At 71.9% G+C, this 25,288-nt stretch carries 25 protein-coding genes and 1 pseudogene; 22 read left to right on the top strand and 4 right to left on the bottom strand.

Annotated elements, in window-relative coordinates:
- Positions 1–146 precede the first annotated feature (146 nt).
- A complete protein-coding gene (locus Aco03nite_RS22345) occupies positions 147–1,877 on the bottom strand; it encodes an alpha/beta hydrolase (protein WP_239145339.1) in 1,731 nt (576 codons plus the stop codon).
- On the bottom strand, positions 1,874–2,170 hold the full coding sequence (locus tag Aco03nite_RS22340) for a hypothetical protein (protein ID WP_203797510.1): 297 nt from the start codon (positions 2,168–2,170) through the stop codon (positions 1,874–1,876). Before Aco03nite_RS22340 ends, Aco03nite_RS22345 begins: the two co-directional genes overlap by 4 nt.
- 52 nt (positions 2,171–2,222) lie before the next feature.
- On the opposite strand from Aco03nite_RS22340, the gene Aco03nite_RS22335 reads away from it, so the two are divergent.
- The 14 genes and pseudogenes from Aco03nite_RS22335 (at position 2,223) to Aco03nite_RS22275 (ending at position 14,375) form a co-directional block, all read left to right on the top strand.
- On the top strand, positions 2,223–2,552 hold the full coding sequence (locus Aco03nite_RS22335; RefSeq protein ID WP_203797508.1) for a hypothetical protein: 330 nt from the start codon (positions 2,223–2,225) through the stop codon (positions 2,550–2,552).
- Between the two features lie 161 nt (positions 2,553–2,713).
- Complete coding sequence (locus Aco03nite_RS22330; protein WP_203797506.1) at positions 2,714–3,088, top strand: holo-ACP synthase; 375 nt, start codon at positions 2,714–2,716, stop codon at positions 3,086–3,088.
- A gap of 124 nt (positions 3,089–3,212) precedes the next feature.
- The gene (locus tag Aco03nite_RS22325; RefSeq protein WP_203797504.1) at positions 3,213–4,664 is read left to right on the top strand and encodes an NAD(P)H-hydrate dehydratase; all 1,452 of its coding nucleotides are present in this window, start codon (positions 3,213–3,215) and stop codon (positions 4,662–4,664) included.
- Between the two features lie 196 nt (positions 4,665–4,860).
- Positions 4,861–5,982 carry an alanine racemase gene (gene alr, locus Aco03nite_RS22320; RefSeq protein ID WP_203797503.1) on the top strand — a complete coding sequence of 374 codons (1,122 nt, stop codon included), beginning with the start codon at positions 4,861–4,863 and terminating at the stop codon, positions 5,980–5,982.
- On the top strand, positions 5,979–7,046 hold the full coding sequence (locus tag Aco03nite_RS22315; RefSeq protein WP_203797502.1) for an alpha/beta fold hydrolase: 1,068 nt from the start codon (positions 5,979–5,981) through the stop codon (positions 7,044–7,046). Before alr ends, Aco03nite_RS22315 begins: the two co-directional genes overlap by 4 nt.
- On the top strand, positions 7,043–7,492 hold the full coding sequence (gene tsaE / locus Aco03nite_RS22310; RefSeq protein ID WP_203797501.1) for a tRNA (adenosine(37)-N6)-threonylcarbamoyltransferase complex ATPase subunit type 1 TsaE: 450 nt from the start codon (positions 7,043–7,045) through the stop codon (positions 7,490–7,492). Before Aco03nite_RS22315 ends, tsaE begins: the two co-directional genes overlap by 4 nt.
- Positions 7,489–8,172, top strand: coding sequence for a uracil-DNA glycosylase (locus Aco03nite_RS22305; RefSeq protein ID WP_203797500.1), 684 nt, complete (start codon positions 7,489–7,491; stop codon positions 8,170–8,172). The genes tsaE and Aco03nite_RS22305 overlap by 4 nt, the downstream gene beginning before the upstream one ends.
- Before the next feature lie 9 nt (positions 8,173–8,181).
- The gene (gene tsaB / locus Aco03nite_RS22300) at positions 8,182–8,943 is read left to right on the top strand and encodes a tRNA (adenosine(37)-N6)-threonylcarbamoyltransferase complex dimerization subunit type 1 TsaB (protein WP_203797499.1); all 762 of its coding nucleotides are present in this window, start codon (positions 8,182–8,184) and stop codon (positions 8,941–8,943) included.
- A gap of 122 nt (positions 8,944–9,065) precedes the next feature.
- A complete protein-coding gene (gene rimI / locus Aco03nite_RS22295) occupies positions 9,066–9,560 on the top strand; it encodes a ribosomal protein S18-alanine N-acetyltransferase (RefSeq protein WP_239145342.1) in 495 nt (164 codons plus the stop codon).
- The gene (tsaD, locus tag Aco03nite_RS22290) at positions 9,553–10,605 is read left to right on the top strand and encodes a tRNA (adenosine(37)-N6)-threonylcarbamoyltransferase complex transferase subunit TsaD (RefSeq protein WP_203797495.1); all 1,053 of its coding nucleotides are present in this window, start codon (positions 9,553–9,555) and stop codon (positions 10,603–10,605) included. Before rimI ends, tsaD begins: the two co-directional genes overlap by 8 nt.
- A 9-nt stretch (positions 10,606–10,614) precedes the next feature.
- Positions 10,615–10,869, top strand: coding sequence for a hypothetical protein (locus tag Aco03nite_RS22285; RefSeq protein ID WP_203797493.1), 255 nt, complete (start codon positions 10,615–10,617; stop codon positions 10,867–10,869).
- Between the two features lie 42 nt (positions 10,870–10,911).
- Positions 10,912–11,754 (top strand): annotated as a pseudogene (locus tag Aco03nite_RS54725) (ABC transporter transmembrane domain-containing protein); the annotation flags it as partial.
- A gap of 126 nt (positions 11,755–11,880) precedes the next feature.
- Complete coding sequence (locus Aco03nite_RS54720; RefSeq protein WP_373872624.1) at positions 11,881–12,597, top strand: ATP-binding cassette domain-containing protein; 717 nt, start codon at positions 11,881–11,883, stop codon at positions 12,595–12,597.
- The gene (locus tag Aco03nite_RS22275) at positions 12,594–14,375 is read left to right on the top strand and encodes an ABC transporter ATP-binding protein (protein WP_203797488.1); all 1,782 of its coding nucleotides are present in this window, start codon (positions 12,594–12,596) and stop codon (positions 14,373–14,375) included. Before Aco03nite_RS54720 ends, Aco03nite_RS22275 begins: the two co-directional genes overlap by 4 nt.
- An 11-nt stretch (positions 14,376–14,386) precedes the next feature.
- On the opposite strand, the gene groL is transcribed toward Aco03nite_RS22275, so the two are convergent.
- Together groL and groES are read right to left on the bottom strand one after the other, a co-directional pair.
- Positions 14,387–16,036: a chaperonin GroEL gene (groL, locus tag Aco03nite_RS22270; RefSeq protein ID WP_203797486.1), complete on the bottom strand. Its 1,650-nt coding sequence runs from the start codon at positions 16,034–16,036 to the stop codon at positions 14,387–14,389.
- 72 nt (positions 16,037–16,108) lie between these two features.
- A complete protein-coding gene (groES, locus tag Aco03nite_RS22265) occupies positions 16,109–16,417 on the bottom strand; it encodes a co-chaperone GroES (RefSeq protein WP_507762614.1) in 309 nt (102 codons plus the stop codon).
- 222 nt (positions 16,418–16,639) lie between these two features.
- Here groES and Aco03nite_RS22260 point away from each other — a divergent pair, with 222 nt between their 5' ends.
- The 8 genes from Aco03nite_RS22260 (at position 16,640) to Aco03nite_RS22225 (ending at position 25,276) form a co-directional block, all read left to right on the top strand.
- Positions 16,640–17,821 (top strand): class I SAM-dependent methyltransferase, encoded by a 1,182-nt coding sequence (locus Aco03nite_RS22260; RefSeq protein ID WP_203797485.1) that lies wholly within the window; start codon positions 16,640–16,642, stop codon positions 17,819–17,821.
- 19 nt (positions 17,822–17,840) lie between these two features.
- Positions 17,841–18,323: a Cys-tRNA(Pro) deacylase gene (gene ybaK / locus Aco03nite_RS22255; protein WP_203797484.1), complete on the top strand. Its 483-nt coding sequence runs from the start codon at positions 17,841–17,843 to the stop codon at positions 18,321–18,323.
- A 102-nt stretch (positions 18,324–18,425) separates the two neighbouring features.
- A complete protein-coding gene (locus Aco03nite_RS22250) occupies positions 18,426–19,499 on the top strand; it encodes a sugar ABC transporter substrate-binding protein (protein ID WP_203797483.1) in 1,074 nt (357 codons plus the stop codon).
- A gap of 21 nt (positions 19,500–19,520) precedes the next feature.
- Positions 19,521–20,279 carry an ATP-binding cassette domain-containing protein gene (locus Aco03nite_RS22245; protein WP_203797482.1) on the top strand — a complete coding sequence of 253 codons (759 nt, stop codon included), beginning with the start codon at positions 19,521–19,523 and terminating at the stop codon, positions 20,277–20,279.
- A complete protein-coding gene (locus Aco03nite_RS22240; protein WP_203797481.1) occupies positions 20,276–21,493 on the top strand; it encodes a sugar ABC transporter permease in 1,218 nt (405 codons plus the stop codon). Before Aco03nite_RS22245 ends, Aco03nite_RS22240 begins: the two co-directional genes overlap by 4 nt.
- A 34-nt stretch (positions 21,494–21,527) precedes the next feature.
- On the top strand, positions 21,528–22,706 hold the full coding sequence (locus Aco03nite_RS22235; protein WP_203797480.1) for an ROK family transcriptional regulator: 1,179 nt from the start codon (positions 21,528–21,530) through the stop codon (positions 22,704–22,706).
- 54 nt (positions 22,707–22,760) lie between these two features.
- A complete protein-coding gene (locus Aco03nite_RS22230; protein WP_239145338.1) occupies positions 22,761–23,588 on the top strand; it encodes a tetratricopeptide repeat protein in 828 nt (275 codons plus the stop codon).
- The gene (locus Aco03nite_RS22225) at positions 23,585–25,276 is read left to right on the top strand and encodes a peptidase M16 family protein (RefSeq protein WP_203797477.1); all 1,692 of its coding nucleotides are present in this window, start codon (positions 23,585–23,587) and stop codon (positions 25,274–25,276) included. The genes Aco03nite_RS22230 and Aco03nite_RS22225 overlap by 4 nt, the downstream gene beginning before the upstream one ends.
- Positions 25,277–25,288: the final 12 nt, after the last annotated feature.

Here is a 25,288-nt window from a genome sequence, read left to right as displayed (position 1 = left end):
CGTTTCCGCTCGCCGCGTTTCCGCTCGCCGCGTTTCCGCTCGCCGCGTTTCCGCTCGCCGCGTTTCCGCTCGCCGCGTTTCCGGCCTGGCTTTCCGGCTCGTCGTTCGGTTCGCTTTTCGGCCGCCGGGCTTTTCAGGTCATGGGGTCATGGCTTCTCTCCCAGGGTTATCCGGGCCATGGCGTCCAGGGCGGGGCGGTCCTCGTCCCAGTAGCCCAGGTGGCCCGCGTCGGGCTGGCTGGCGAACACGCGGCCGCCGAAACTCGGATGGCTCGGGTTGCGGCCGAACCAGAGCTCCCGGTCGGGGCCGAACAGCTGGTTCGGGACGATGCCGCCGGGCAGGAAACCCTTCGGCTCCTTCGCGAACTGGATCACGTCGGTCCGGGACGTGGTGGACCAGACCTGGTCCGGTGGCACCCCCAACAGGGTGGCCGAGTCCACACCGACCCCCGGCGAACCGACGAAGACCAGGCCGTCGGCCTCCAACCGGCCACCGGCAGCCGCCGAACCGACCACCAGCGAGCCGTAACTGTGGCCGAGCACCGTCTGCCGGGCCGGATCACCCTCGTGTGTGGCCCGCAACCCCTCCTGGAACCGCCGCAGCTCGCCCGCACCGTCCCGCGCCTGCTTCGGTGACCACGCCTCGTGCAGGAAATCGGGAGCGTCGTAGTCCAGCCACAGCACCGTGCTCGTCGAACCGGCCGGTCCCAGCTCACCGGACCGGACCGCCACCCGCTCGGCCCGGGACAACTCGCCACCCAGCGACCGCAGATCCGACGTCATCCCGGGAACGTGGGTGAGGACACTCGAGGCCCGGTCCGGATCGCCGAGCGCCACCACGGCCCGGCCCTCACCGTCGAGACCCAGGCCCACCAGATAGGCGCGCGGTCCGGAGTCGTCGGCCAGCCGGGAGCTCAACCGGTCGATGCCCTCCCGCAGGTCCCGGATCCGGTCCGGGTCGGCGCCGCTCGCGGCCATCGCCTCCAGCCCTCGCCGCTGCTCCTCCAGCAGCAGCCGGTTGGCGATGTCCCGGTCGGCGATCGGGATCCCCTCGGCCCCGGCCAGCGCCCGCGCGTCGGTGACCAGCAGCCAGTCGCGCTGCGCCGGGGTGAAGCCGGCCCACCAGCGCCGGACGTCGCCCGGATCAGCGGTGCACGCCGGGAAGGAGGAGACGGCCGGCACCTCGGGAACGTCAGCGAGAGCCGCAAGCCGCGCCGACGCAGCCGCGTCAGCACCGGCGGCCACCTCCAACGCCGCGGCCAGCACCGCCGCGACCTCGGCCGCGGCCTGCGCCTGGGCTTGGGCCTGAGCTTGAGTTTGGGTCCGGGCCTGCGTTTGGGTCTGCGCCGAGGACGTGCTGCCTCGCGATGCCGAGGACATGCTGCCTCCCGACGCTGAGGGCGCGTTGCCGCCCGAGGCCGAGGGCGCGCCGGCTGCCGGCACCGAGGAGGCGCCGCCGGCAGAAGACAGGCCGCCGGCCGAGGACGGGCCGGTGACGGCTGCTCCGGGCGTGGTGGCAGCCCGCACCACACCGTCGTCGTCGATGATCAGGCCTGCGCTGCGGGCCGCGGCTCGCGCCTGGTCGAGCAGTGCTCGGGCCCGGGTCATGGCCGCCGCGAACTCGCTCAATGCCTGGTCGGCCCGCCAGCAGAAGACGCGGAAGTACGTCAACCGGCGGCCGAGTGCGGTCAGCCGGGTCACCGCGGCCTCGGCGGCTGAACCGGACCACGACGTTCTCAGCCTGGTCAGGAGCGGGCCGACCTCGGCGCCGAGCACGCCGGCCAGGGCCGCCAACCGGCGCCAGGTCAGGGCGGTGGCCAGCCAATGGGCCGGGTCGGTGACACGCAGCCGGGAGTAGACGACGGCGGTCGCGTTCATCGTGTCGCCCGGAGACGGCCGGCCACACGGACGTCGGCCTCCGCGTAGTCGTCGGCGACGGCCCGGATCCGGTCGCCGGTGTCGGCGATGTCCTGCCCCAGCCCGGTGAGAAGCCGCCGCGCGGTGTCAGCGGCCAGGGTCGCGGCCCCGGTGGTCGCCCACCGTGGCGCCGGGTTGGGCCGTGGCATGCGCCCCGCCACGGCGGAGACCCGCCCCGCGAACTCGGTGACAGCGCCCGAGTCACCACGGAGCCCCTCACCGTCGACCCGAAACCCGGCCCCACCATCGGCCACCGATCCATTACCGGCTGAACCGCTGGCAGCCGCTCCACCGGCTGCTGAACCGTTGGGCATCGAACTTCCGGCCACTGGTCCGCCGGCCGCTGAGCCGCTAGCCGTCGAACCGCCTGCCTTCGAGCCATCGGTCACTGAACCGCCAGCCGTTGAGCTGCCTGCCGTCGAAGCGGCGGAGTTGGTCGGTGGGCTGGACGTGCTGCTCAGCGGGGTGGGTGAGGTGAGGGGGCTCGGGATTTTGGTGGTCAGGGCTGATGAGTTGGGCGCGTCGGCGTGGGGTGTGGGCTTTGGGGTTGTGGCGCTGGGTTGGGGGCTGGGGACGCTTGTCTGGGGAACGGGATTCATGGGCGCGACCTCCGAGCTGACGACGGGGATGCGCTGACGTTAGAGGTCCGGAAGCGGTCGTGGGCGGGCCTGTGGACAGGCTGTCCACAGGGCTTGCCGGAGGTGTGGTGAGGGTGCTGGAGTTGGTGGGCGTACCGGCGGAAGGGGGTTGACCTTGACCTTGGGGTGGTGACCGCGTGCACCGATAGGGTGACCGTTGTGATCGTGTCTGTCGGCATCGACGTCGTCCTGGTGGAGCGCTTCGGCCGGGCTCTGGAGCGGACTCCGCTGCTTGCGAACCGGCTCTTTACCGAGGAGGAGCGGCTGACCGGGTCCGGGAATCCGCGTTCGCCGGAGTCGCTGGCTGCCCGGTTCGCGGCCAAGGAGGCGGTGGCGAAAGCGCTCGGGGCGCCGGCGGGGCTGCGCTGGCACGACTGCGAGATCGTCGCCGATCCGGACGGGCGGCCGTGGTTGACCGTCTCCGGTACGGTCGCCGCCGCGGCGACCGCTCGTGGCATCGCCCGATGGCATCTCTCGCTGTCCCACGACGGCGGCATCGCATCGGCGATGGTCGTCGCCGAAGCGGGCACATGAGCCGAAGCGGGCACGCGAGCCGAAGCGGCACATGAGAAGCGGGCACATGAACGGACACGCCACCGGCCCGATACCGACGCGGCGACGGGCGTGTGGTCGGTGATGGGCTAGGGACGGAGAGAGTATGCGGCGGGCTTGGCGGGTCAGTGATGTGCGGTCGGCGGAGAAGAGCCTGATGGCGACTCTTCCGGAGGGCACTCTGATGCAGCGGGCGGCGGCCGGTCTGGCCCGGCGGTGTGCCCTGTTGCTGGATGGGTCCGGTGGGGTCTACGGCGCCCGGGTGCTGCTGCTCGTCGGTAGTGGGGACAACGGTGGGGACACGCTGTTCGCGGGGGCCGCTCTGGCTCGGCGTGGGGCCCAGGTCCGGGCTCTGCTGCTGACTCCGGAACGGGTGCACCTGGCCGGTCTGACCGCGCTGCGCCAAGCCGGCGGGTTCACCACCCGGGAGCTTCCGGAGCGCTCCGACCTGGTGCTGGACGGCATCGTGGGGATCGGGGCCAGCGGCGGGTTGCGGCCGGCGGCAGCGTCCGTCGTGCGTCGCCTCCCAGACCTTAGCGGTCGTACGGGGGAGCGCCCGCCGATCGTCGCCGTCGACGTCCCGAGCGGAGTGACCGTGGACACCGGTGACGTTCCGGGGGACGCGGTGACCGCGGATGTGACGGTCACGTTCGGGTGTCTCAAACCGGCGCATCTGGTCGGCGCGGCGGCAACCCGCTGCGGTCTGGTGGATCTGATCGACATCGGTCTCGGGCCCGCCCTGGTGACCGATCCGGCGGTGCGGGTGGCGGAGGCTTCCGACATCGCCGAATGGTGGCCGCGGCCGGGCGCTGCCTCGGACAAGTACACCCGTGGCGTGGTCGGCCTGGCCACCGGCTCGGCGTTCTATCCGGGCGCCGCGCTGCTCTCCACCGCCGGTGCGCTGGCCGGGCCGTCCGGCATGGTGCGTTATGCCGGTAGTGCCCATCGTGAGGTGGTCCGGGCGCATCCGTCGGTGGTGGTGGCCGACCGGGTCGCCGATTCCGGCCGGGTGCAGGCATGGGTGTGCGGCTCGGGGCTGGGCACGAGTGACGAGGCTCGCACCGAACTACGTAGTGTGCTGGCCACCTCGCTGCCGGTACTGCTGGACGCGGATGCGATCAACCTGCTGGTCGGCGGGGAGCACGCCGAGGACCTGCGCCGGGACGCGCCGCTGGTGCTGACGCCGCACGACGGTGAGTTCAAGCGGCTGGCCGGGGAGGCACCGGGCGCGGACCGGGCCGGGGCGGCCGCCCGCCTGGCCGCCTGGACGAACGCGGTGGTGCTGCTCAAGGGCGACCGGACCATCGTGGCCACCCCTTCGGGGGAGATCTGGGTCAATCCCACCGGCAGCCCCGCGCTGGCCACCGCGGGCAGCGGGGACGTGCTGGCCGGACTGCTCGGGTCGCTGCTGGCCGCCGGGGTGCCGGCGGTGCGTGCCGCGGTCACCGCCGCCTACGTGCACGGTCTCGCCGGGCGGTGGGCCGCGGAGGACGGCCCGGTCACCGCACCGGACATTGCGTCCGCGCTACGCCCGGTGGTAGCCGACCTCCTGGCCTGACCGGCGAGGGCGATCTCCCGGGCTGACGGACGAGGCCGACTGGCGGAAGAGAACGGCTGACGGACGAGGGCGACTGGCGGAAGAGAGCGGCTGACGGTAGAGGCCGACTGGCGCAAGAGAGCGGCCGACGGTAAAGGCCGACTGACGGAAGGGGCTGACCGTCAGAAATTGTCATACGCCTCAGTAGGGTGGAGGCATGTGGCAGGCCGAAGTCCGCGTCGATCTGGACGCGATCAGGGACAACGTCGCGACGCTGCGCGCCCGCACCTCCGCCGAGGTGCTGGTGGCGGTCAAGGCCGACGGTTACGGGCACGGGCTGGTGCCGTCCGCCCGGGCGGCGCTGGCCGGCGGGGCGACCTGGCTCGGCGTCGCCACTCTCGACGAGGCGCTCACGCTGCGCCGGGCGGGTGTCGACGCGCCGGTTCTGGCCTGGCTGATCACTCCCGGTCTGCCGCTCCATGAGGGGGTCCGGGCCGGGGTCGACCTGAGCGCCGCGACCCCGGAGCTGGTCGACGAGCTGGCCGCCGCGGCCCGGCTGGCCGGCCGTCCGGCCCGGGTGCATCTGAAACTGGACACCGGCCTGTCCCGGGGCGGCGCGGTCGCCGACGACTGGCCGATCCTGCTGGAGGCGGCGGCGAAGGCCCAGGCCGGCGGGGACATCGAGGTGGCCGGGGTGTGGAGCCACTTCGCCTGCGCCGACGACCCCGGTCACGAGTCGGTGGACCGGCAGCTCGCCGCGTTCCACGCCGGCCTGGCGGTCGCGACGGGCTTCGGCATCACCCCGCGTTACCGGCACATCGCCAATTCGGCGGCCACTTTGACCAGGCCCGACACCCATTTCGATCTGGTCCGGGTGGGTATCGCGGCCTATGGCCTGTCGCCGATCGCGGGCGAGCGTTACGGCCTGCGTCCCGCGATGACGGCCCGGGCCCGGATCATGCTGACCAAGCGGGTTCCGGCAGGTCAGGGTGTGTCGTACGGGTTGACCTACGTGACCCCGCGGGAGACCACCCTGGCCGTGGTCCCGCTGGGTTACGGCGACGGGGTGCCCCGGCACGCGTCGAGCACCGGCCCGATCCGGGTCGGCGGCACGACCGCGCGGATCGCCGGCCGGGTCTGCATGGACCAGGTGGTCATCGACGTGGGCAACGAGCCGGTGTCAGCAGGCGACGTGGCGATCCTTTTCGGTCCCGGATCATCCGGCGAGCCGACCGCAGACGACTGGGCCGCAGCGACCGGCACGATCAACTACGAGATCGTCACCCGGTTCGGCAGCAGTCGCGTGCCCCGGCACTACGACGGTGAGGTGGCCCGGTGAACAGGTCGAAGGTCGCCAAGGGAGCCGGCATATTCGGGGCCGCGGTCGGTGTGGCCGCGGCCGGTCTGGCCACCGCGTTCGCCGTCGAGCGGGCGCTGGTGCGCCGGTCCGTCAACGAGCCCGGTGATCCGTACACCGAGGAGCCGTTCGGTGATCAGCCCTTCGACGAGGAGCGGATCGTCACCGCGGCCGACGGTACCGACATGCACGTGGAGATCATCGAGCCGGAGAGCGCGACCGACGAGCCGACGATCGTGTTCGTGCACGGGTTCGCCCTGGACATGGGCACGTTCTACTTCCAGCGCAAGGAGCTGGCCGAGCGCGGCACCCACCGGATGGTCTTCTACGACCAGCCCGGCCACGGGAAATCGAGCAGGCTCAAGTCCGGGACGTACGATCTGGCGGCTCTCGGCCGTTCGCTGGCCGCCGTGCTGGAGGAGACGGTGCCGCACGGCCGGATAATCCTCGTCGGTCACTCGATGGGCGGCATGACGATCATGGCGTTCGCCGAGCAGTTCCCGGCCTGGTTCGGCAACCGGGTCACCGGCGCGGTGCTGATCTCCACCTCGGCCGGGCTCTTCGACAAGGCGAAACTCGGCATCACCAACCTGGTGGCCCGGGTGAGCTCGCCGTTCTTCCCGCTCTGGGACAAGGCGGCCCAGCTCGGCGGCGGCACCATCGACCGGGCCCGGGTGGTCTCCACCGACCTGGCCTGGCTGCTCACCCGGCGGTACGGGTTCGGTGAGCCCAAGCCCAGCCCGTCGCTGGTCACCTTCGTCGAGAGCATGAACTCGAAGACGTCGGCCGAGACGCTCACCAAATACCTGCAGACCCTCTACACCCACAACCGGGTTCCGGCGCTGACCGCGCTGCGCGGCGTTCCGGTGCTGGTCGTGGTCGGTGACCGGGACTATCTGACCCCGCTGAGCCACTCCCAGCAGATCATCGAGAACCTGCCCGAGGCCGAGCTGATCACCATCGAGAACAGCGGTCACGTGGTGATGCTGGAGAAAGCCGATCAGGTCAACGCGGCACTGATCCCCTTCCTGGAGAAACTGACGTGAAACTGGAGACGGTCGAGGACACCAAGGAGTTCGGGAAACGGCTCGCCGGTGTGCTGCGGGCCGGCGACCTGGTCCTGCTCACCGGGCCCCTCGGCGCCGGCAAGACCGCCCTGGTCCAGGGCATCGGCGCCGGCCTGGGCGTGCAGGGGCCGATCACCTCGCCGACCTTCGTGATCGCCCGGGTGCACCGCGGCCCGCTGCCACTGGTGCACGCCGACGCGTACCGGCTGGGTGATCGTCCCGACCCCCGCGCCGAGATCGACGACCTCGACCTGGACGCCTCCTCCGACGACGCGGTCACCGTGATCGAGTGGGGCGCCGGGATGGTCGAGCAACTGAACGACGAATATCTGCAGATCCGCATCGACCGGCTGGACGACGACACCCGGGTCGTCGACCTCCGGCCGCACGGCGGCGACTGGGCACACCGACTGGAGAGCATGTGAACCTGACCGAGCTGCTTCCCGCCGAGTGGCGCGACGAGCTGACCCCCCACCTCGACGCCGCCGCCACCACCGCCCTGGGCACGTGGGTGGCCGAGGAGTACGCGACACAGACGATCTACCCGCCGGTGGAGGACCTGTTCACGGCCTACCGGCTGTGCTCCCCGGCGCAGACCCGGGTGCTCATTCTCGGACAGGATCCGTACCACGGGCCCGGTCAGGCGCACGGCCTCAGCTTCAGCGCCCGGGACGGGGTGCGCCGCCCGCCGTCGCTGAGCAACATCTTCAAGGAGCTCAACGAGGACCTCGACGTCCCGAAGCCGAAGGGCAGCGACCTCACCGGCTGGGCGCGGCAGGGTGTGCTGCTGCTCAACTCGGTGCTGACGGTCCGCGCGGGCAAGGCCGGATCGCACGGCAACAAGGGGTGGGAGGCGTTCACCGACGCCACCATCAAGGCGCTGAACGCGCGCGGCGAGCGGGTCGTCTTCCTGCTCTGGGGCAGCTATGCGAAGAAGAAGGCGGTGCTGGTCACCAACCCGGTGCACGCGGTGCTGGAAGCCGGGCACCCGAGCCCGCTGAACCGGGTCGGATTCCTCGGCAGCCGGCCGTTCAGCGCCGCCAACAAGGCGCTCGCCGACGGTGGGCGGCCGGTCATCGACTGGAACCCGGCGGCCACGGTCTAGGGTTTCGCTGTGCTGGTACTCGCTCTGGACACCGCAACCCCCGCGTCGACCGCGGCTCTCGTCGAGGTGACCGCGGACGGTCTGTTCGGCGTGACGGAACGGCGGACCGTCGACCCGCGTGCGCACGGGGAGAAACTCGCCCCCGAGATCGCCGCGGTCCTCGCCGACGCCGGGGTCCGGCCCCGTGATCTGACCGCGATCGTGGCTGGCCTCGGGCCCGGGCCGTTCACCGGTCTGCGGGTCGGGCTGGCCACCGCGGCGAGCATGGGGCAGGCGCTGGACATTCCGACGTACGGGGTGTGCTCGCTGGACGCCCTCGGGCGTGCGGCGGGTCCGGGGCGGGTGCTGATCGCCACCGACGCGCGGCGGCGCGAGGTCTACTTCGGAACGTATGCGGACGGCGCGCGGGTCTTCGGCCCCGAGGTCGCCAAGCCGGCCGAGGTCGCCGGAATCGTCGCCGCCGCGTCCGGAAACGATGTCGCTACCGCATCCGGAAGTGATGCCGCTGCGGTGACCGGAAACGATCAGGAGGCCGGCGGGATCTCGCTGGCCGGGTTCGTTGATCGGGCCGCCGGTGAAGGCGCTTTGAAATATGGGGATGTCTTCGGCCTCCCGGTGGAGGAGCACCTGCTCTATCCGCCGGGAGCGGCGCTGGTGGCGATCGCCGCCGAGCGGATCCGCGCCGGCGCGCCGAGCGAGATCCTCACCCCGCTCTATCTGCGCCGCCCCGACGCGGTGGAGCCGACGGCCCGGAAGCCGGTGCTGACCTGATGAGCGAGGCAGCCGAGTTCACCAAAGAAGACGATAAATCTGGTCAAAATACACAGGAAAACGAGAAAGGCCCGCTCGGGTACGTCATCGAGAGGTTCCGCTGGTGGCACATCGACGAGGTGATGCCCATCGAGGAGGACCTGTTCGGCCCGGAGAAGTGGTCCCCGGCGATGTTCTGGAACGAGCTGGCGACCCGCCAGTTCTACCTGGTGGCACTGAGCGGCCCGGGTGAGAGCGCGGTGAGCGGGGCCGGGCGGCGGGCCGACGACCGTGCGGGCGCGGTGGGTGAGGTCGGGGCCGGGCAGCGGGTCGACGGGGCCGGCGGCTCGGTGGTCGGTTACGCGGGGCTTTCGGTGGTGGATGAGCACGAGTCGTGGGTTCAGAACATCGCTGTCCGGCGGGAGGCTCAGCGGCTCGGGATCGGGCGTGGGCTCCTGGAGGCTCTGCTCGGTGAGGCCGCCCGGCGCGGCACCCGGAAGACCCTGCTCGAGGTGGCGGTGGACAACGCGCCCGCCCAGAAGCTCTACGCGACGTACGGATTCGAGCCGGTCGGGATCCGGCGCGGCTACTACCAACCCAGCAACACGGACGCCCTGGTGATGATGCGAGATGCCTGACGAACCCCTGGTCCTCGGGATCGAGACCTCCTGCGACGAGACCGGCATCGGCATCGTCCGCGGCCACACCCTGCTCGCCGACGCGCTGGCGTCCAGTGTGGAGCAGCACGCCCGGTTCGGCGGAGTGGTGCCGGAGGTGGCCAGCCGCGCCCACCTGGAGGCGCTGGTCCCGACGATGAAACGGGCCCTGGACGACGCGGGGGTGACGCTGGCCGACGTGGACGCGATCGCGGTGACCAGCGGCCCGGGTCTGGCCGGTGCGCTGCTGGTCGGGGTGGCGGCGGCGAAGGGCTGGGCGCTGGCCGCGGAGAAGCCGATCTACGGCGTCAACCACCTGGCCGCGCACGTGGCGGTGGACACCCTGGAGCACGGTCCGCTGCCGGAGCCGGCGGTGGCGATGCTGGTGTCCGGCGGGCACTCGTCGTTGCTGCTGGTGGACGACCTGACGGCGGGGGTGACCCCGCTGGGCGCGACGATCGACGACGCGGCCGGTGAGGCGTTCGACAAGGTGGCCCGGCTGCTGGGCCTGGGGTTCCCGGGTGGCCCGATCATCGACCGGTCGGCTCGCGAGGGCGATCCGAGGTCGATCGCCTTCCCGCGTGGCCTGACCGCGCCGAAGGATCAGGCGGCGCACCGCTTCGACTTCTCGTTCTCCGGGCTGAAGACGGCGGTGGCACGCTGGGTGGAGGCCCGGGAGCGGGCCGGCGAGCCGGTGCCGGTGGCCGACGTGTCGGCGAGTTTCCAGGAGGCGGTCTGCGACGTGCTGACCGCGAAGGCGATCGACGCGTGCCGCACGAACGGGGTGGACACCCTGGTGATCGGCGGCGGGGTGGCGGCGAACTCGCGGCTGCGGGTGCTGGCCGAGGAGCGCGCGGCGAAACACGGCATCCGGGTACGCGTACCGCGGCCGGCTCTCTGCACCGACAACGGCGCCATGGTCGCCGCGCTGGGGTCGCACTTGGTGGCGGCCGGGGTGGCGCCGAGTCGTCTCGATCTGCCCGCGGATTCCGCCATGGGTTTGACCGCGGTGAGTGTGCCAGGGTAGGAAGCGTTCATGATCGCGCGGATGTGGGAGGTACGGGCCTCGCGCAGTGGCTTCGACGAGCTGCTGGCCTGGGTCTGCGACACGGCGGTGCCTGCCTTGGAGGTACTGCCACAACATGTGTCGAGTGACGTCTATTCGTCCACCGATCATCGCATCGTCGTCATCACCAAATGGCGCAACTCTCCGGAGAGCATGCGTACCCCGCCGGAGAACCTGGTGGCACGCGCTCCGCACGTCTGGGATTTCAACCCCGTCGATCGCTGATCAGTCGCACCACGCGCATCCCGGCTTTACCGTCGGGGCCTGATGCGAAGACTGCCCGTCACCGATCCCGGCACTCCCGACTCCCGGTCCGCCACCCGCTATCTGCTCTGGCTGATCCGCCGTTCCCGCCTGACGATCGTCGCCGCGGCGCTGCTGGCGATCCTCTGGATGTGGTGTCAGGCGCTGGTTCCGGCGGTGGTCGGACGGGCGGTGGACGCCGCCGTGGCGGGGAACGGCGGCGGTCTGCTCGGCTGGGGTCTGCTGCTGTTCGGGCTGGGCCAGTCGCAGGCGCTGATCGGCATCTCCCGGCACCGGTTCGCGGTGACCAACTGGCTGGGCGCCGCGTTCCGGACGGTGCAGGTGGTGGTCCGGCAGGCGAACCTGCTCGGGTCGGCTCTGCCGCGCCGGATGGACGCCGGTGAGGTGGTCGCGATCGGCACCTCGGACATCGCCCACATCGGCGGCGCCCTGGACATCACCTCACGCGGCATCGGCTCGCTGCTGGCGGTGATCACCGTCACCGTGCTGCTGTTGCACACGTCGGTGCCGCTGGGGCTGGTGGTGCTGGTCGGGGTGCCGGTGATGATGCTGACGGTGGGGGTGCTGATCCCGCCGTTGCACGAGCGGCAGCGGGCCTACCGGGAGCGGCAGGGGCGGCTGACCGGCCGGGCCGCGGATCTGGTCGGCGGGCTGCGGGTGCTGCGCGGGGTGGGCGGCGAGGCGACGGTGGCGGCCCGGTACCGGGCGGAGTCGCGGGCGCTGGGCGCGGCCGGGGTGCGGACCGCCCGGGTGGAGTCGCTGCTGGAGGCGGCGCAGGCCCTGCTGCCGGGGGTGTTCCTGGTGCTGGTGACGTGGCTGGGCGCCCGGTTCGCGGCCGCCGACCGGATCACCGTGGGCCAGTTGGTGGCCTTCTACGCGTACGCCGCCTTCCTGGTCGCGCCGTTGCGCCAGTTGACCGAGGCGGTGGACAAGCTGACCCGCGGTCACGTCTCCGGCCGGCGGGTGGTGGCGATGGTGCGGGAGCGCACCGACCTCGCGGTGCCCGAGGTCGCCGTGCCACTCCCGGCCGGTGATCTGGAGGATCCCACTTCGGGGGTACGGGTGATCCCCGGCCGTTTCACCGCGATCGCCGCCACCACACCCGCCGACGCGTCCCGGATCGCGGATCGCCTCGGCCGGTACGCCGACGGCGCCACGCTCGGCGGGATCCCGCTCGCCGCGGCCGCCCTGTCCGAGGTCCGGGCCCGGATCCTGGTGTCGGACAACGATTCCCGCCTGTTCTCCGGGCGGCTACGGGCGGATCTGGACCCGTACCGCCGCGGGAAGTTGATCGAGGCCTTGATCGCCGCCGACGCGACAGGGATCGTGGCGGCGCTGCCGGACGGCCCGGACACCGTGGTGACCGGCGCGGGGCGGGCCTTCTCCGGCGGCCAGCAGCAACGATTGCGGCTGGCCCGGGCCCTGATCGCCGATCCGGACACGCTGATCCTGGTGGAGCCGACGAACGCGGTGGACGCCTGGACCGAGGCCCGGATCGCGGACCGGCTGCGGGCGGCCCGGCTCGGGCGGACCACGGTGGTCTGCACGTCCAGCCCGCTGCTGCTGTCCCGCGCCGACCGGGTCTGTTTTGTCGAGCACGGCCGGGTGGTGGCGACCGGCCCGCACGCCGACCTGATGGAGTCGGTACCCGGCTACGCCCGGCTGGTGAGCCGCGAGGAGAAGCCGTGAACCGGCTGCTCCCGGTGGCGAGCACGGCGCAGGCCCGCCGGTACGCCGGTGAACTGATCCGCCTGTACCCGGGACTGTTCCGGGCCGTGGTCGGTCTGCACGTGGCCGCCGCGCTGGCCGGGCTGGCCGGTCCGCGACTGCTCGGCGAGCTGGTGCAGGGGGTCCACGAGCACGTTCCGGTGTCCGAACTGGATCACATCGCGCTGGCCATCGCCGGGTTCGTGGCGGTGCAGGCGGTGCTGGTCCGGTGCGCGCATCTGGCGTCGGCCCGGCTCGGCGAGCGGGTGCTGCACCGGCTGCGGACCGAGTTCGTCTCCCGGGTGCTGGCGTTGCCACTGTCCAGGGTGGAGGCGGCCGGGTCGGGTGACCTGCTGACCCGGGCCACCCGGGACGTCGACGCGCTGACCCAGTGTGTCCGGTTCGCCGTGCCGGAGACCGTCATCGCGCTGATCACTCTCGGTCTGGTGATCGGGGCGCTGGCCCTGGTCAGCCCGATCTTCCTGCTGCCGCTGCTGCTCGGGGTGCCGTTCCTGGTGGTGGGCACCCGGTGGTACCTGCGGCGGGCGCCGGCCGGATATCTGCGGCAGAACGCGGCCTGGTCGGACGTCACCGAAGGGCTGGCCGAGACGGTGGCGAGCGCGCGGACCGTGGAGGCGCTCGGCCGGGGCCGCCAGCGGATCCGGCGTACCGACACCGGCCTGCGGCACTCCTGGCGGGCCGAGCGGTACACGCTGCGGCTGCGGACCGTCTGGTGGCCGCTGATCGAGACCGGGTACGTGCTGCCGATGGCGGTCACCGTGCTGGCCGGCGGCTGGCTGCACCTGCACGGCCGGGTCTCGCTGGGCGCCCTGACCGCCGCCGTGATCTACGTGCAGCAGCTTGTCGATCCGCTGGACCGGCTGGTCGGCTGGCTCGACGAGCTGCAGGTCGGCGCGGCGGCCCTGGCCCGGCTGCTGGGTGTCGCCGCGGTACCGGCCCCGCGCACCACGACCGAGGCGCCCGGAACCAGCGGCAACCAGGTCGAGGTCCGCGGCGTACGGTTCGGCTACGAGCCGGGCCGGGAGGTGCTGCACGGCGTCGACCTGGTGCTGGAGCCCGGTGAACGGCTCGCCGTCGTCGGGGTCTCCGGCGCCGGCAAGTCCACCCTCGGCCGGCTGCTCGCCGGGGTGCACCGGCCGAGCGAGGGCAGTGTCACGGTCGGCGGGGTGCCGCTGGCCGAGCTGCCGCCGGAACGGATGCGCGCCGAGGTCGCCCTGGTCACCCAGGAACACCACGTCTTCATCGGGACGCTCCGGGACAACGTGGCCCTGGTCCGCCCGGCCGCCCCGGAGGGGTCGATCCGGGCCGCGCTCACCGCGGTCCAGGCCCTGAACTGGGTGGACGAGCTGCCGGACGGGCTGGACACGGTGGTCGGCGCCGGCGGGTTCCCGCTCTCGCCCGCTCAGGCGCAGCAGGTGGCGCTGGCCCGGCTGGTGATCGCCGACCCGCACACGCTGGTGCTCGACGAGGCGACCGCGATGCTCGACCCGCGGGCCGCCCGTGATCTGGAACGGTCACTGGCCGCGGTGGTCAGCGGCCGGACCGTGGTGGCGATCGCGCACCGGCTCTTCTCCGCGCACGACGCGGACCGGGTCGCCGTGGTGGAGGATGGCCGGATCGTCGAGATCGGCCCGCACGACGAGCTGGTGGCGGCCGGCGGGGTCTACGCGGCGCTGTGGCGATCGTGGCAGGGCGAAACCGAAGAAGGCGCGCCCGGTGCGGGGCGCGCCTTCTCCTGAGAACCGAGCGATCAGAAGCCCGGACCGTGCTGGTGTCCGTGCCCGTGCCCGCCGTGGCTGTGCCCACCGGCGGCGGCCGGGGCCGCCTCGGCCGGCTTCTCCACCACGAGGCTCTCGGTGGTCAGCAGGAGGCCGGCGATCGAGACGGCGTTGGAGACCGCGTTACGGGTCACCTTCACCGGGTCGATGATGCCGGCCGCGGCCAGGTCGACGTACTCGTCGGTGGCGGCGTTGAGGCCGTGGCCCCAGCCCAGCTCGTTGACCTTGCCCACCACGACGTAGCCGTCGTGACCGGCGTTCTGCGCGATCCAGCGCAGCGGCTCGACGAGCGCCTTGCGGACGATGCCGACGCCGAGCGCCTCCTCGCCGGAGAGGCCGAGGTTGCCCTCGAGCTCCTTGGCGACCTGCGCCAGAGCGGCGCCGCCACCGGGGACGGTGCCCTCCTGGACCGCGGCCTTGGTCGCCGAGATGGCGTCCTCGATGCGGTGCTTGCGCTCCTTCATCTCGACCTCGGTGGCCGCGCCGACCTTGATCACCGCGATGCCGCCGGAGAGCTTCGCCAGCCGCTCCTGGAGCTTCTCGCGGTCCCAGTCGGAGTCGGACGCCTCGATCTCCTTGCGGATCTGCGAGACCCGGTCGGCGACGTCGGAGGAGTTGCCGCCACCGTCGACGATGGTGGTGTTCTCCTTGTCGACCACGATCCGCCGGGCGCTGCCCAGCGACTCGAGACCGACCTGGTCGAGCTTGTAACCGAGCTCGGGCGCGATCAGCTCACCGCCGGTGGCGATCGCCAGGTCCTGCAGGATCGCCTTGCGGCGGTCCCCGAAACCGGGCGCCTTCACCGCGGCGACCTTGACGGTCTTGCGCAGCGAGTTGACCACCAGGGTGGACAGGGCCTGGCCCTCGACGTCCTCCGCGACGATCAGCAGCGGCTTGCCGGTCTGCAGCACCTTCTCCAGCAGCGGGAGCAGCTCCTCGATGCTGGAGATCTTCTGGGTGGTGAGGAGGATGTGCGCGTCCTCCAGCACCGCCTCCTGCGACTCGGCGTCGGTCACGAAGTTCGGCGAGATGAAGCCCTTGTCGAACTGCAGACCCTCGGTCACCTCGAGCTCGGTCTGCAGCGCAGAACCCTCTTCGATGGTGATGACGCCGTCGCGGCCGACCCGGTCCATCGCCTCGGCGATCAGCTCGCCGATCGTCGCGTCCTGGGCCGAGATGGTGGCCACGTTGGCGATCGCCTTGTGGTCGGCCACCTCGACGGCCTTGGCCAGCAGAGCCTTGGAGACAACCTCGGAGGCCTGGTCCATGCCCCGCTTGAGACCGATCGGGTTGGCGCCCGCGGTCACGTTGCGCAGGCCCTCACGGACCAGCGCCTGCGCGAGCACGGTCGCGGTGGTGGTCCCGTCGCCGGCGACGTCGTTGGTCTTGGTCGCCACCTCCTTGACGAGCTGCGCGCCGAGGTTCTCGTACGGGTCGGTGAGCTCGATCTCCTTGGCGATGGTGACACCGTCGTTGGTGATCGTGGGAGCGCCGAACTTCTTGTCCAGGACGACGTTCCGGCCGCGCGGTCCGAGGGTGACCTTGACCGTGTCGGCGAGGGTGTTGACGCCGTGCTCCAGCAGGTGCCGGGCGTCGTCAGAGAAGCTGAGAATCTTCGCCATTTATGGTCCCTTCACGCACCAGCGCCCTGCCCCGAGCTATCGGAACAGGGCGCAGGCGCAATCAGTTAGGTCTTACTTCTCGATGACCGCGAGGACGTCGCGGGCGGAGAGCACCAGGTACTCCTCGCCGGCGTACTTGACCTCGGTGCCGCCGTACTTCGAGTACAGGACCACGTCGCCGACATTCACGTCGAGCGGGACGCGGTTGCCCTTGTCGTCGATCCGGCCGGGGCCGACAGCCAGGACGGTGCCCTCCTGGGGCTTCTCCTTGGCGGTGTCGGGGATCACGATGCCGGAAGCGGTCGTGGTCTCGGCCTCGTTCGCCTGGACCACGATGCGGTCCTCGAGCGGCTTGATCGCAACCTTTGTCGCGGTAGTCACGGGCATACCCTCCTGGGTATCAGGTTTCGCCGACCTCGGATCAGGCCGGTCAATGCCTCATGCCACCGGGCGGGGCCGTCGTCGCGGGTGCCGGTCCGCCTGGTGCCTAACCGCCACGGAGGACCCGGGCGATTGGCACCCTCGTGGTGAGAGTGCTAATCGGAGACTATGCCGGAACTAGCACTCCGTCAACCAGAGTGCCAACCTGTCACGCCAGGGAGAATGCCTGTCGTGACCCCTGAGCTGTTGCATCTGTTGCGGACCCCGGAAGGGGTGGAAGCCCTGGCCGTGGCGGCCGAGGTGGCCGGCGGTGAGCCGCTCGCCGCGGCCTCGGCCATGCGGGCCCGGGGCTTCGGCGCCGAACTCTCCGCGGCCGCCTTGACCCAGGCTAGTTTGCGCGAGCGCGCTGCGATGAAGTTCGGCCCGCACGCCTCCGGGATGTTCTTCACCCGGGCCGGCCTGGAGCAGGCGACCCGCTCGGTGGTCGCCGACCGGCGCGCCGCCCGGCTGGTCGCGGCCGGCGTCGAGACCCTCGCCGACCTGGGGTGCGGGCTGGGCTCGGACGCCCTCGCCGCGGCCCGGCACGGCATCACCGTGCACGCCGTCGACGCCGATCCCGTCACCGCGGCGCTGGCCGCCGCGAACGCCGCGGCCGCCGGGCTGGCCGGCCGGATCACCGCCGAGTGCGCCGACGCCACCACGGTGCCGGTGGAGAGATTCGACGCGGTCTTCGCCGACCCGGCCCGGCGCAAGGCCGGCCGGGGCCGGGTGTTCGACCCCCGGTCGTACTCGCCGCCCTGGGATTTTGTCGCCGGGCTGGCCGATCGGGTGCCGCGGACGGTGCTGAAGCTGGCCCCCGGGATCGACCACGCCCTGCTGCCACCCGGTGCCGAGGGGGAGTGGGTGAGCGTCGGCGGCGACCTGGTCGAGGCCGCGTTCTGGTGCGGGCCGCTGGCCCGGGAACCGCGCCGGGCCACGCTGCTCGGCCCGGACGCCGAACTGGCCGGGTCCGGCGTCGAGGCGGCGCCGGTCGGGACGGTCGGTAAGTGGATCTACGACCCGGACTCCGCGGTGATCCGGTCGCATCTGGTGGCCGAGTTCGCCGCCACGGTGGGCGGGCGGCTGGCCGATCCGGACATCGCCTACGTCTACACCGACGAGCCGGTGGACACCCCGTTCGCCCGGCGGCTGGCGGTGACCGACGTGCTGCCGTTCTCCCTGAAGCGGCTGCGGGCGCTGCTGCGCGAGCGCGGGATCGGGGTGCTGGAGATCCGGAAACGGGGCTCGGCGCTGGTCCCCGAGCAGCTCCGCAAGGACCTCCGGCTGTCCGGGCCGAACAGCGCCGGACTGGTGCTGACCCGGGTGGCCGGCGCACCGGTCGCCCTTCTGACGTCGGCCGCCTGACGACGGGTAGCGTGCCCGCATGGCCAAGAAAGCGGCGGGCACGCCGGCCACCGTCCTGCTGACCTCCGAGCGGGTGGCACACACCCTGCATCCGTACGAGGTGTCGCCGGATGCCCCGAATTACGGCGCCCTGGTCGCCGAGGCGCTGTCCGTCGCGCCGGAGCGGATGTTCAAGACGCTGATCGCCGAGGTGGACGGCCGGCTGGTGGTCGGGGTGGTGCCGGTGACCGGCGATCTCGACCTGAAAGCGCTGGCCGCGGCCGCCGGCGGGAAACGGGCGGTGCTGGCCGACCGGGCCGCCGCCGAGCGCAGCAGCGGTTACGTCCGCGGTGGCATCAGCCCGCTGGGCCAGCGCAAAAGGCTGCCGACGGTGATCGACGAGACGGCCTCCGGGCTGGACCTGATGTACGTGTCGGCGGGCCGCCGCGGCCTGCAGGTAGCGCTGGCCCCGGCCGACCTGATCCGGCTCACCGGCGCGACCCTGGCACCCCTGCGCACCTGATCGTCACCCCTTGTTTCCAAATAGATCGTCATGGTCCCTTGTGTTCTCCGCCACCGGCAAATACGGTCCCGTGCGCCGGATTTCCCGCGAAAGGACACCAGGATGCGTAAGGGATTCTTCGCCCTTGCCACGATCGGTCTGCTGGCCACCGGCGGTATCGCCGCCTGCACCGGCGAGAAGGCGGAGAAGGTGACAGCCCCGGCCACGAAGGTGGGCGTCATCCTGCCCGACATCAGGAGTTCGGTGCGCTGGGCGACCGCCGACTCCAAATATCTGGCCGAGGCTTTCGAGGCGGCCGGTGTCGAGGCCGTCATCCAGAACGCCGAAGGGGACACCACCCGCTTCACCACCATCGCCGACGGCATGATCGCGAGCGGCGTCAAGGTCCTGATCATCGCGAATCTCGACTCCGGGTCCGGCAAGGCCGTCCTGGAGAAGGCGAAGGCCGCGGGCATCGCGACCATCGACTACGACCGGCTCACCGTCGGCGGCGGCGCGGACTACTACGTGTCGTTCGACAACACCGAGGTCGGCCGGCTCCAGGCGCAGGGGCTGGTGGACTGCCTGGCTCAGCGGAAAGTGAGCACGCCTGTCGTCTCCTACCTGAACGGCCCGTCCACCGACAACAACTCGCTGCTGCTCCGGGAGGGCTACGACCGGGTGCTCCAGCCGAAGTTCGACTCCGGTGAGTACCTCAAGGGCCCGGATCAGGACGTCCCGGACTGGGACAGCGCGCAGGGCGGCACGATCTTCGAGCAGCAGCTCACCCAGGACCGGGACATCGCCGGGGTGCTCGCCGCCAACGACGGCCTGGGCAACGCGGTGATCCAGGTGCTGCGCAAGAACAAGCTGAACGGGACGGTCCCGGTCACCGGGCAGGACGCCACCATCCTGGGGTTGCAGAACATCCTCGTCGGTGATCAGTGCATGACCGTCCACAAACCGGCCCGGGAGGAGGCCGGCGCGGCCGCCGGACTGGCGATCGCGCTGGTCAAGGGAGAACCCGTCGCGCCGACCGAGGCGGTCGCCGGCACCGGGACCAAAGCCATCCTGCTGACCCCACGGGCAATCACCGCCGCCCAGGTCAAGGACGTGGTCACCGAGGGTTACGCGACCCGGGAAGAGCTGTGCAGTGCCGCGTATGCCGACGCCTGCGCCGCGGTCGGTATCGGCTGAGCCCGAAGGAGAACCAAGGCAGTGGCCGCGACACCCCTTCTGGAGCTGCGCGGGATCGGCAAGAGCTTCGGTCCCGTCCAGGTCCTGCGCGACGTCGGCCTGAGTGTCTGGCCGGGTGAGGTGACCGCCCTGGTCGGCGACAACGGGGCGGGCAAGTCCACGCTGGTCAAGTGCATCAGCGGGATCCACACCCCGGACGCGGGCACGGTGCTCTTCGACGGCCGGGAGGTGTCGATCGGCTCGCCGCGGGACGCCGCCGGGCTGGGTATCGAGGTGCTCTACCAGGACCTGGCGCTCTGTGACAATCTGGACATCGTTCAGAACATGTTCCTGGGCCGGGAGATCAGGTGGGGCGGCGTCCTCGACGAGGCGACGATGGAGGAGATGGCCGGCGAGACGCTGCGGAACCTGTCCATCCGTACCGTCGCCTCGCTCCGGCAACCGGTCTCCCGTCTCTCCGGCGGCCAGCGGCAGACCGTGGCCATCGCCAAGGCCGTGCTCTGGAAGAGCCGGGTGGTGATCCTGGACGAGCCGACCGCGGCCCTCGGTGTCGCGCAGACCGCCCAGGTGCTGGAGGTGGTCCGGCGGCTCGCCGACAGCGGTCTCGGCGTGGTGCTGATCTCGCACAACATGAACGACGTCTTCGCCGTCTCGGACCGGATCGCGGCGCTCTACCTGGGCCGGACGGCGGCGCAGGTGAAGGTCACCGACGTGAGCCACGCCCAGGTCGTCGAGCTGATCACCAGCGGCACCAGCGGCCGCAGCGGCGCACCGTCATGAGCCGGCCGACGGTCGGCGGGCATCTGCGGGACTACTGGGCCGGGCTGCGCGGCGGTGATCTCGGGACTCTCCCGGCCGTACTCGGGCTGCTGGTCCTGATCCTGATCTTCGGGTCGGCTCGCGGCGAGACCTTCCTCAGCGCGCTCAACTTCGCGAACCTGTTCAACCAGAGCGCGCAGATCGTCTTCATCGCGATGGGCCTGGTCTTCGTCCTGTTGCTGGGCGAGATCGACCTGTCCGCCGGGTTCGGCAGCGGTGTCTGCGGCGCGGTGATGGCGATCCTGCTGACCGACCACGGTCTGCCGTGGACGGTGGCGATCCCGGCGGCGATGTGCACCGGCGTGGTGATCGGCATCGTGCTCGGCCTGCTGGTGGCGAAACTGGGTATCCCGTCGTTCGTGGTGACCCTCGCCGCGTTCCTCGGCTTCCAGGGGGTGCTGCTGACCCTGCTCGGCGGCGGCCGGAACGTCGCGATCAACGACGAGTTCGTGACGTCGCTGAACAACGGCACCCTGTCGGTACGCGCCAGCTGGCTCCTCGCGGTCGCCGGTGTCGCCGGGTTCGCCCTGGTCCGGCTGCTGCGCTGGCGCGGGCGGGTGGCCCGGGGCCTGGTCGCGGAACCGATCGGCCTGGTGCTGGCCCGGATCGTCGGGCTCGCCGCCCTGGTGCTGCCGGCCACCTGGGTGCTGACCCTGGAGCGGGCGGTGAACACCCAGATCACCTCGCTCAAGGGCACGCCGATCGTGGTGCCGGTGATCGTGACGTTCCTGGTGATCGGTACGTTCGTGCTGAACCGCACCACCTTCGGGCGGCACGTCCACGCGGTCGGCGGCAACGTCGAGGCGGCGCGCCGGGCCGGTATCGCGGTGGACCGGATCCGGGTCGCGGTCTTCGCCATCGCGTCGTTCATGGCCTCGATCGGTGGAATCCTGGTGGTCAGCCGACAGAGCTCTGTCGATCCGAACACCGGCGGCAGTAACATCCTGCTCTATTCGGTCGGCGCCGCGGTCATCGGCGGGACCAGCCTCTTCGGCGGCAAAGGCAAGATCATCCATGCGGTCATCGGCGGTGCGGTGATCATCGTCATCGAGAACGGTATGACCCTGTTGGGCCTCAACTCCGGCGTCAAGTTCATCTTCACCGGCCTCGTGCTGCTGGCCGCCGCGAGCGTCGACGCGCTGGCCCGGCGCAGAGCAGCGGCATCGGGCGGCTGACCATGCGCAATCCCGTGCGGGGGACGGGACGCTGATGAGGGCCGGACCCAGCCAGGACGACGTCCGCCGGAACAACCTCGGCGGCCTCCTGCGATACGTGCACGTCAACGGCGCCACCACCCGGGCCGAACTCACCACCCGGCTGGGGCTCAACCGCAGCACCATCGGGGCGCTCACCGCCGACCTGATCGGGGCCGGACTGGTCAGCGAGGCGGCGCCCCGCTCGGCCGGCCGGGCCGGGCGGCCCTCCCTGGTCGTCCGGCCCGAATCCGGCCGGGTGTACGCCTACGCCCTCAGCATCGAGGTCGACCGGTTGCGCGCCGCCCGGATCGGGCTCGGCGGCCGCGTCCTGGAGCAGTACGAGGCCGAGCGCCCGCCCGGAATGACCGCCGACGAGGCGATCCAGCCGTTGGCCCGGTTCGTCGCCACCATGCGTACCGGGGTGCCGGACGGCGCCCGGTGCGTGGGCAGCGGGGTGGCCGTGGCCGGCATGGTCCGGCAGAGCGACGGCATGGTCCGGCTGGCCCCGACGATCGGCTGGGTCGACGAGCCGATCGGTGAGGCGCTGCGCTCCGAACTCGGCGGGTACGGGCGGATCAGCGTCGGCAACCACGCCGACGTGTGCGCGCTCGCCGAACACGCCCGTGGCGCCGCGGCCGGCTCCGACCATGTCGTCTACCTCTACGGCGACGTCGGCATCGGCGCCGGGATCATCGCCGGGGGACGCCGGGTCACCGGGCACGGTGGATACGGCGGCGAGGTCGGGCACATGGTCGTCAACCCGTACGGCCGGCCCTGCAGTTGTGGGTCCCGGGGTTGCTGGGAGACCGAGATCGGTGAGCACGCGCTGCTGCGGCTGGCCGGGCGGGCCGACCGCACCGGCCGCGACGAGGTGCTGGCGGTGGTGGACGCCGCGATGCGCGGGGACAGTCAGGCCCAGCACGCGTTGCGGCAGGTCGGCGACTGGATCGGCTTCGGTGTCGGCAACCTGGTCAACATCTTCAACCCGGAGGTGGTGATCTTCGGGGGCACGCTGCGGGACGTCTATCTGGGCGCCGCCGCGCAGATCCGCAGCCGCCTCAACGCGATCGGTCTGCCGGCTTGCCGCGAGCACGTCCGGTTGCGCACTCCGGAGCTCGGCACCGACGCCGCCCTGATCGGAGCGGCCGAACTCGCCTTCGACCACCTGCTGGAAGATCCCCTGGTGTCCTAAATATACGATCACCCGGAAACAGCATGTAATTTTGGAAGATCTATGCTGCCGCCCATGCTCCTGGATCCGGCCGCGGCGTACCCGAAAGTGGCTGTTCTGCGCGCGGCTCTGGACTCCGGCGACTGGCCGGCCTGCCGGGAGACCCTCGACGGCGCGGAACCGGTGGAACGGACCTGCCTCACCACCGTCGCCGCCGAGACCGAGGGCATCACGGACTTCCTGCGCGGCGTGCTCTCCGGCGACCCGTCGGACGGCGCCGCCGGGGCCCTGCTGGGCCGGCATCTGGCCGGTTCCGGCGACTTCACCGCCGCCGAGCGGGTCCTGGTCGACGCGGCCGCCCGCAGCCCGCTCGATCCGGCGATCTGGACCGTCCGCCTGCGCACCGCCCGTGGCCTGCGGCTCGGCCCCTCCGAAGCGCGCCGCCGCTACGACCGGCTCGCCGAGATCGACAGGCACCACGTGCCCGGCCAGTCCCAGTACCTGCGGTACCTCGGCGGCCACGATCCGGACGCCGCGTACGATTTCGCCCGTACCGCCGCGGCCGAGGCCACGCCCGGCTCGTTGAGTCCGGTGCTGGTCGCCGAGTACCACATCGACCGGCACATCGCCGCCGGCCACCTCGACGACGCGACCGTCCACACCGAACTGGACGAGGCCGCCGACCGCTCGGTGCACCACCCCGACTACCGGCACACGCACGGCTGGGTGCGCGTGACCAGTACCTTCGCCATGGCGTACGCCCTGATCGGCGACGACCGGGCGGCGGCCGGACTGTTCGGGGCGCTCGGCGATCATCACTCGGCACAGCCGTGGGATCTCCTGGGCGACCCGGCCACGGTGATCAGCAGGTACCGCAAGCGGGCGACGGGAGGCGAGCAGTGATCACGCGACTCGAGGTCGACGGAGTGCCGGCCCTGCACGCCCCCGCGGACGGCCCGATGCACGCCGGCCTGGTCTTCCGGGTCGGTACCGCCGACGAGACGCTGCCGCTGCGGGGCATCACCCGGCTGATCGAGCACCTGGTCACCGGCGCGCCGGGCAGCACCGGACCGGAGCACACCTACTTCCACACCCGCGGTACGCCCACCGAGATCGCCGATTTCCTCAGCGGCGTCTGCACGGCGCTGCGGAACCCGTCCGCCGACCGGATCGCCGAGGCCCGCGAGCGGATGACCGCGCCCCGGGACCGCGACCCGCTGCCGATGTGGCGGTACGGCGCCCGCTCGTACGGAGTCGCCAGCTACCCCGAATGGGCCCTGCCCGGGCTCACCACCGACCAGGTCGGTGACTGGATCGCCCGCTGGTTCACCAGGGCGAACGCTGCCCTCTGGGTGGCTGGCGACGAGGTGCCCGGCGGTCTGAGCCTGGACCTGGCGGACGGCACCCGGCAGCCCGCGCCCCGCGCCGTCACCGTCCTGCCGGCCACCCCGGCCTGGTTCACCGGCCCGGACGGCACGGCCGGCTGGGACACCGTGGTGCACCGCGACGCCGGCGCCGCCGTCTTCGCCACCGTCCTGGAACGCCGTCTCCAGCACGAGCTGCGCGACCGTGCCGGGGTCGCCGAGGACGCCCGCACCGAGTACGAACCCCGCGCCGACGGCACCGCCCGCATCCTGGCCCTCGCCGAGGCCGTCCCCGGCGGGCAGGACGGCGCCCTCGGCGGGCTGATCGACGTGCTCGCCGAGCTGCGGGCCGGGCGGATCGACGAGGACGAGGTCGGCACCGTCGTCAAACACACCGGAGTCGGGCTGCGCGACGCCGAGAGCCGGGGCGCCCGCCTGCCCGGGCAGGCGTTCAACCTGCTCGCCGGGCGGGCCGTGCAGACCCTGGACGAGGCGCTCGCCGAGGTGCGCGCGGTCACCGCCGGTGACGTGGCAGCCGTCGCGACCGCCGCGTACGACGCCGGGCTGCTGATGGCGCCGGGCACCGGTGGCGCCGACTGGGCCGGGTACACCGCCGCGCCGACGATGTCCGAGACGGTGCTCGACGGGCGTACCCACCGGGGCCGGGGTGACCGCAACCTGCGCCTGATCAGCGGCGCCGACGGGATCAGCGTGGTCGAGGGCGACGTGGTCGGCACCGTCCGGTACGACGCCTGCGCGGCCGTGCTGGCCTGGCCGGACGGTGCCCGGCAGCTGATCGGCGAGGACGCCGTGATGGCCCGGGTGGAACCCACCCTCTACCGGGACGCCGAGCAGGTGGTCCACGACGTCGACCAGTGGATCCCGGAGCGGCTGCGGATCGGCATGCCGCCCCGCGACCGCGACCGGATCCCGCAGCCCCGCCCGGCCACCGAGCGCGAGGAGGAGCCGGTGGACACCCGCCGGCCGCTGATCACCCTGCTCGTCGCCGGGATGGCCACCCTCTTCGTGGTGGCCGGCGGTCTGGGCGTCCTCACCATGATGCTCACCCAGGGCCCCAGCGGAGGGGTGCTGGGCGATGTCGGCGAGTACGGCCTGGTCGCCTCGGCGAGTGTCCTCTTCGGAACCTTCACCGGCCGGATCGCCCTGGACTCCGCCGTCGAGCTGCGCAGACAGCAGCACGCCCGGAACCCGGCCCGTTCGGACTGATCATCGTCACAG

The sequence above is a fragment of the Actinoplanes couchii genome, assembly GCF_016862075.1.
Classification (GTDB): domain Bacteria; phylum Actinomycetota; class Actinomycetes; order Mycobacteriales; family Micromonosporaceae; genus Actinoplanes; species Actinoplanes couchii.
Note: the sequence above shows the minus strand (reverse complement) of the source record. Positions and strands in the feature narration are given on the sequence as shown.

Excerpts from the sequence above, each read along its gene's own strand:
- Aco03nite_RS22240 (WP_203797481.1), top strand. The coding sequence starts at position 20,276 with ATGAGCCGGCCGACGGTCGGCGGGCATCTGCGGGACTACTGGGCCGGG.
- Aco03nite_RS22345 (WP_239145339.1), bottom strand. The coding sequence starts at position 1,877 with ATGAACGCGACCGCCGTCGTCTACTCCCGGCTGCGTGTCACCGACCCG.
- Aco03nite_RS22325 (WP_203797504.1), top strand. The coding sequence starts at position 3,213 with ATGCGGCGGGCTTGGCGGGTCAGTGATGTGCGGTCGGCGGAGAAGAGC.
- groL (WP_203797486.1), bottom strand. The coding sequence starts at position 16,036 with ATGGCGAAGATTCTCAGCTTCTCTGACGACGCCCGGCACCTGCTGGAG.
- Aco03nite_RS22260 (WP_203797485.1), top strand. The coding sequence starts at position 16,640 with ATGCCTGTCGTGACCCCTGAGCTGTTGCATCTGTTGCGGACCCCGGAA.
- rimI (WP_239145342.1), top strand. The coding sequence starts at position 9,066 with ATGCCCATCGAGGAGGACCTGTTCGGCCCGGAGAAGTGGTCCCCGGCG.
- alr (WP_203797503.1), top strand. The coding sequence starts at position 4,861 with ATGTGGCAGGCCGAAGTCCGCGTCGATCTGGACGCGATCAGGGACAAC.
- Aco03nite_RS22235 (WP_203797480.1), top strand. The coding sequence starts at position 21,528 with ATGAGGGCCGGACCCAGCCAGGACGACGTCCGCCGGAACAACCTCGGC.
- tsaD (WP_203797495.1), top strand. The coding sequence starts at position 9,553 with ATGCCTGACGAACCCCTGGTCCTCGGGATCGAGACCTCCTGCGACGAG.
- ybaK (WP_203797484.1), top strand. The coding sequence starts at position 17,841 with ATGGCCAAGAAAGCGGCGGGCACGCCGGCCACCGTCCTGCTGACCTCC.
- Aco03nite_RS54720 (WP_373872624.1), top strand. The coding sequence starts at position 11,881 with ATGGTGCGGGAGCGCACCGACCTCGCGGTGCCCGAGGTCGCCGTGCCA.
- Aco03nite_RS22285 (WP_203797493.1), top strand. The coding sequence starts at position 10,615 with ATGATCGCGCGGATGTGGGAGGTACGGGCCTCGCGCAGTGGCTTCGAC.
- Aco03nite_RS22250 (WP_203797483.1), top strand. The coding sequence starts at position 18,426 with ATGCGTAAGGGATTCTTCGCCCTTGCCACGATCGGTCTGCTGGCCACC.
- Aco03nite_RS22230 (WP_239145338.1), top strand. The coding sequence starts at position 22,761 with ATGCTCCTGGATCCGGCCGCGGCGTACCCGAAAGTGGCTGTTCTGCGC.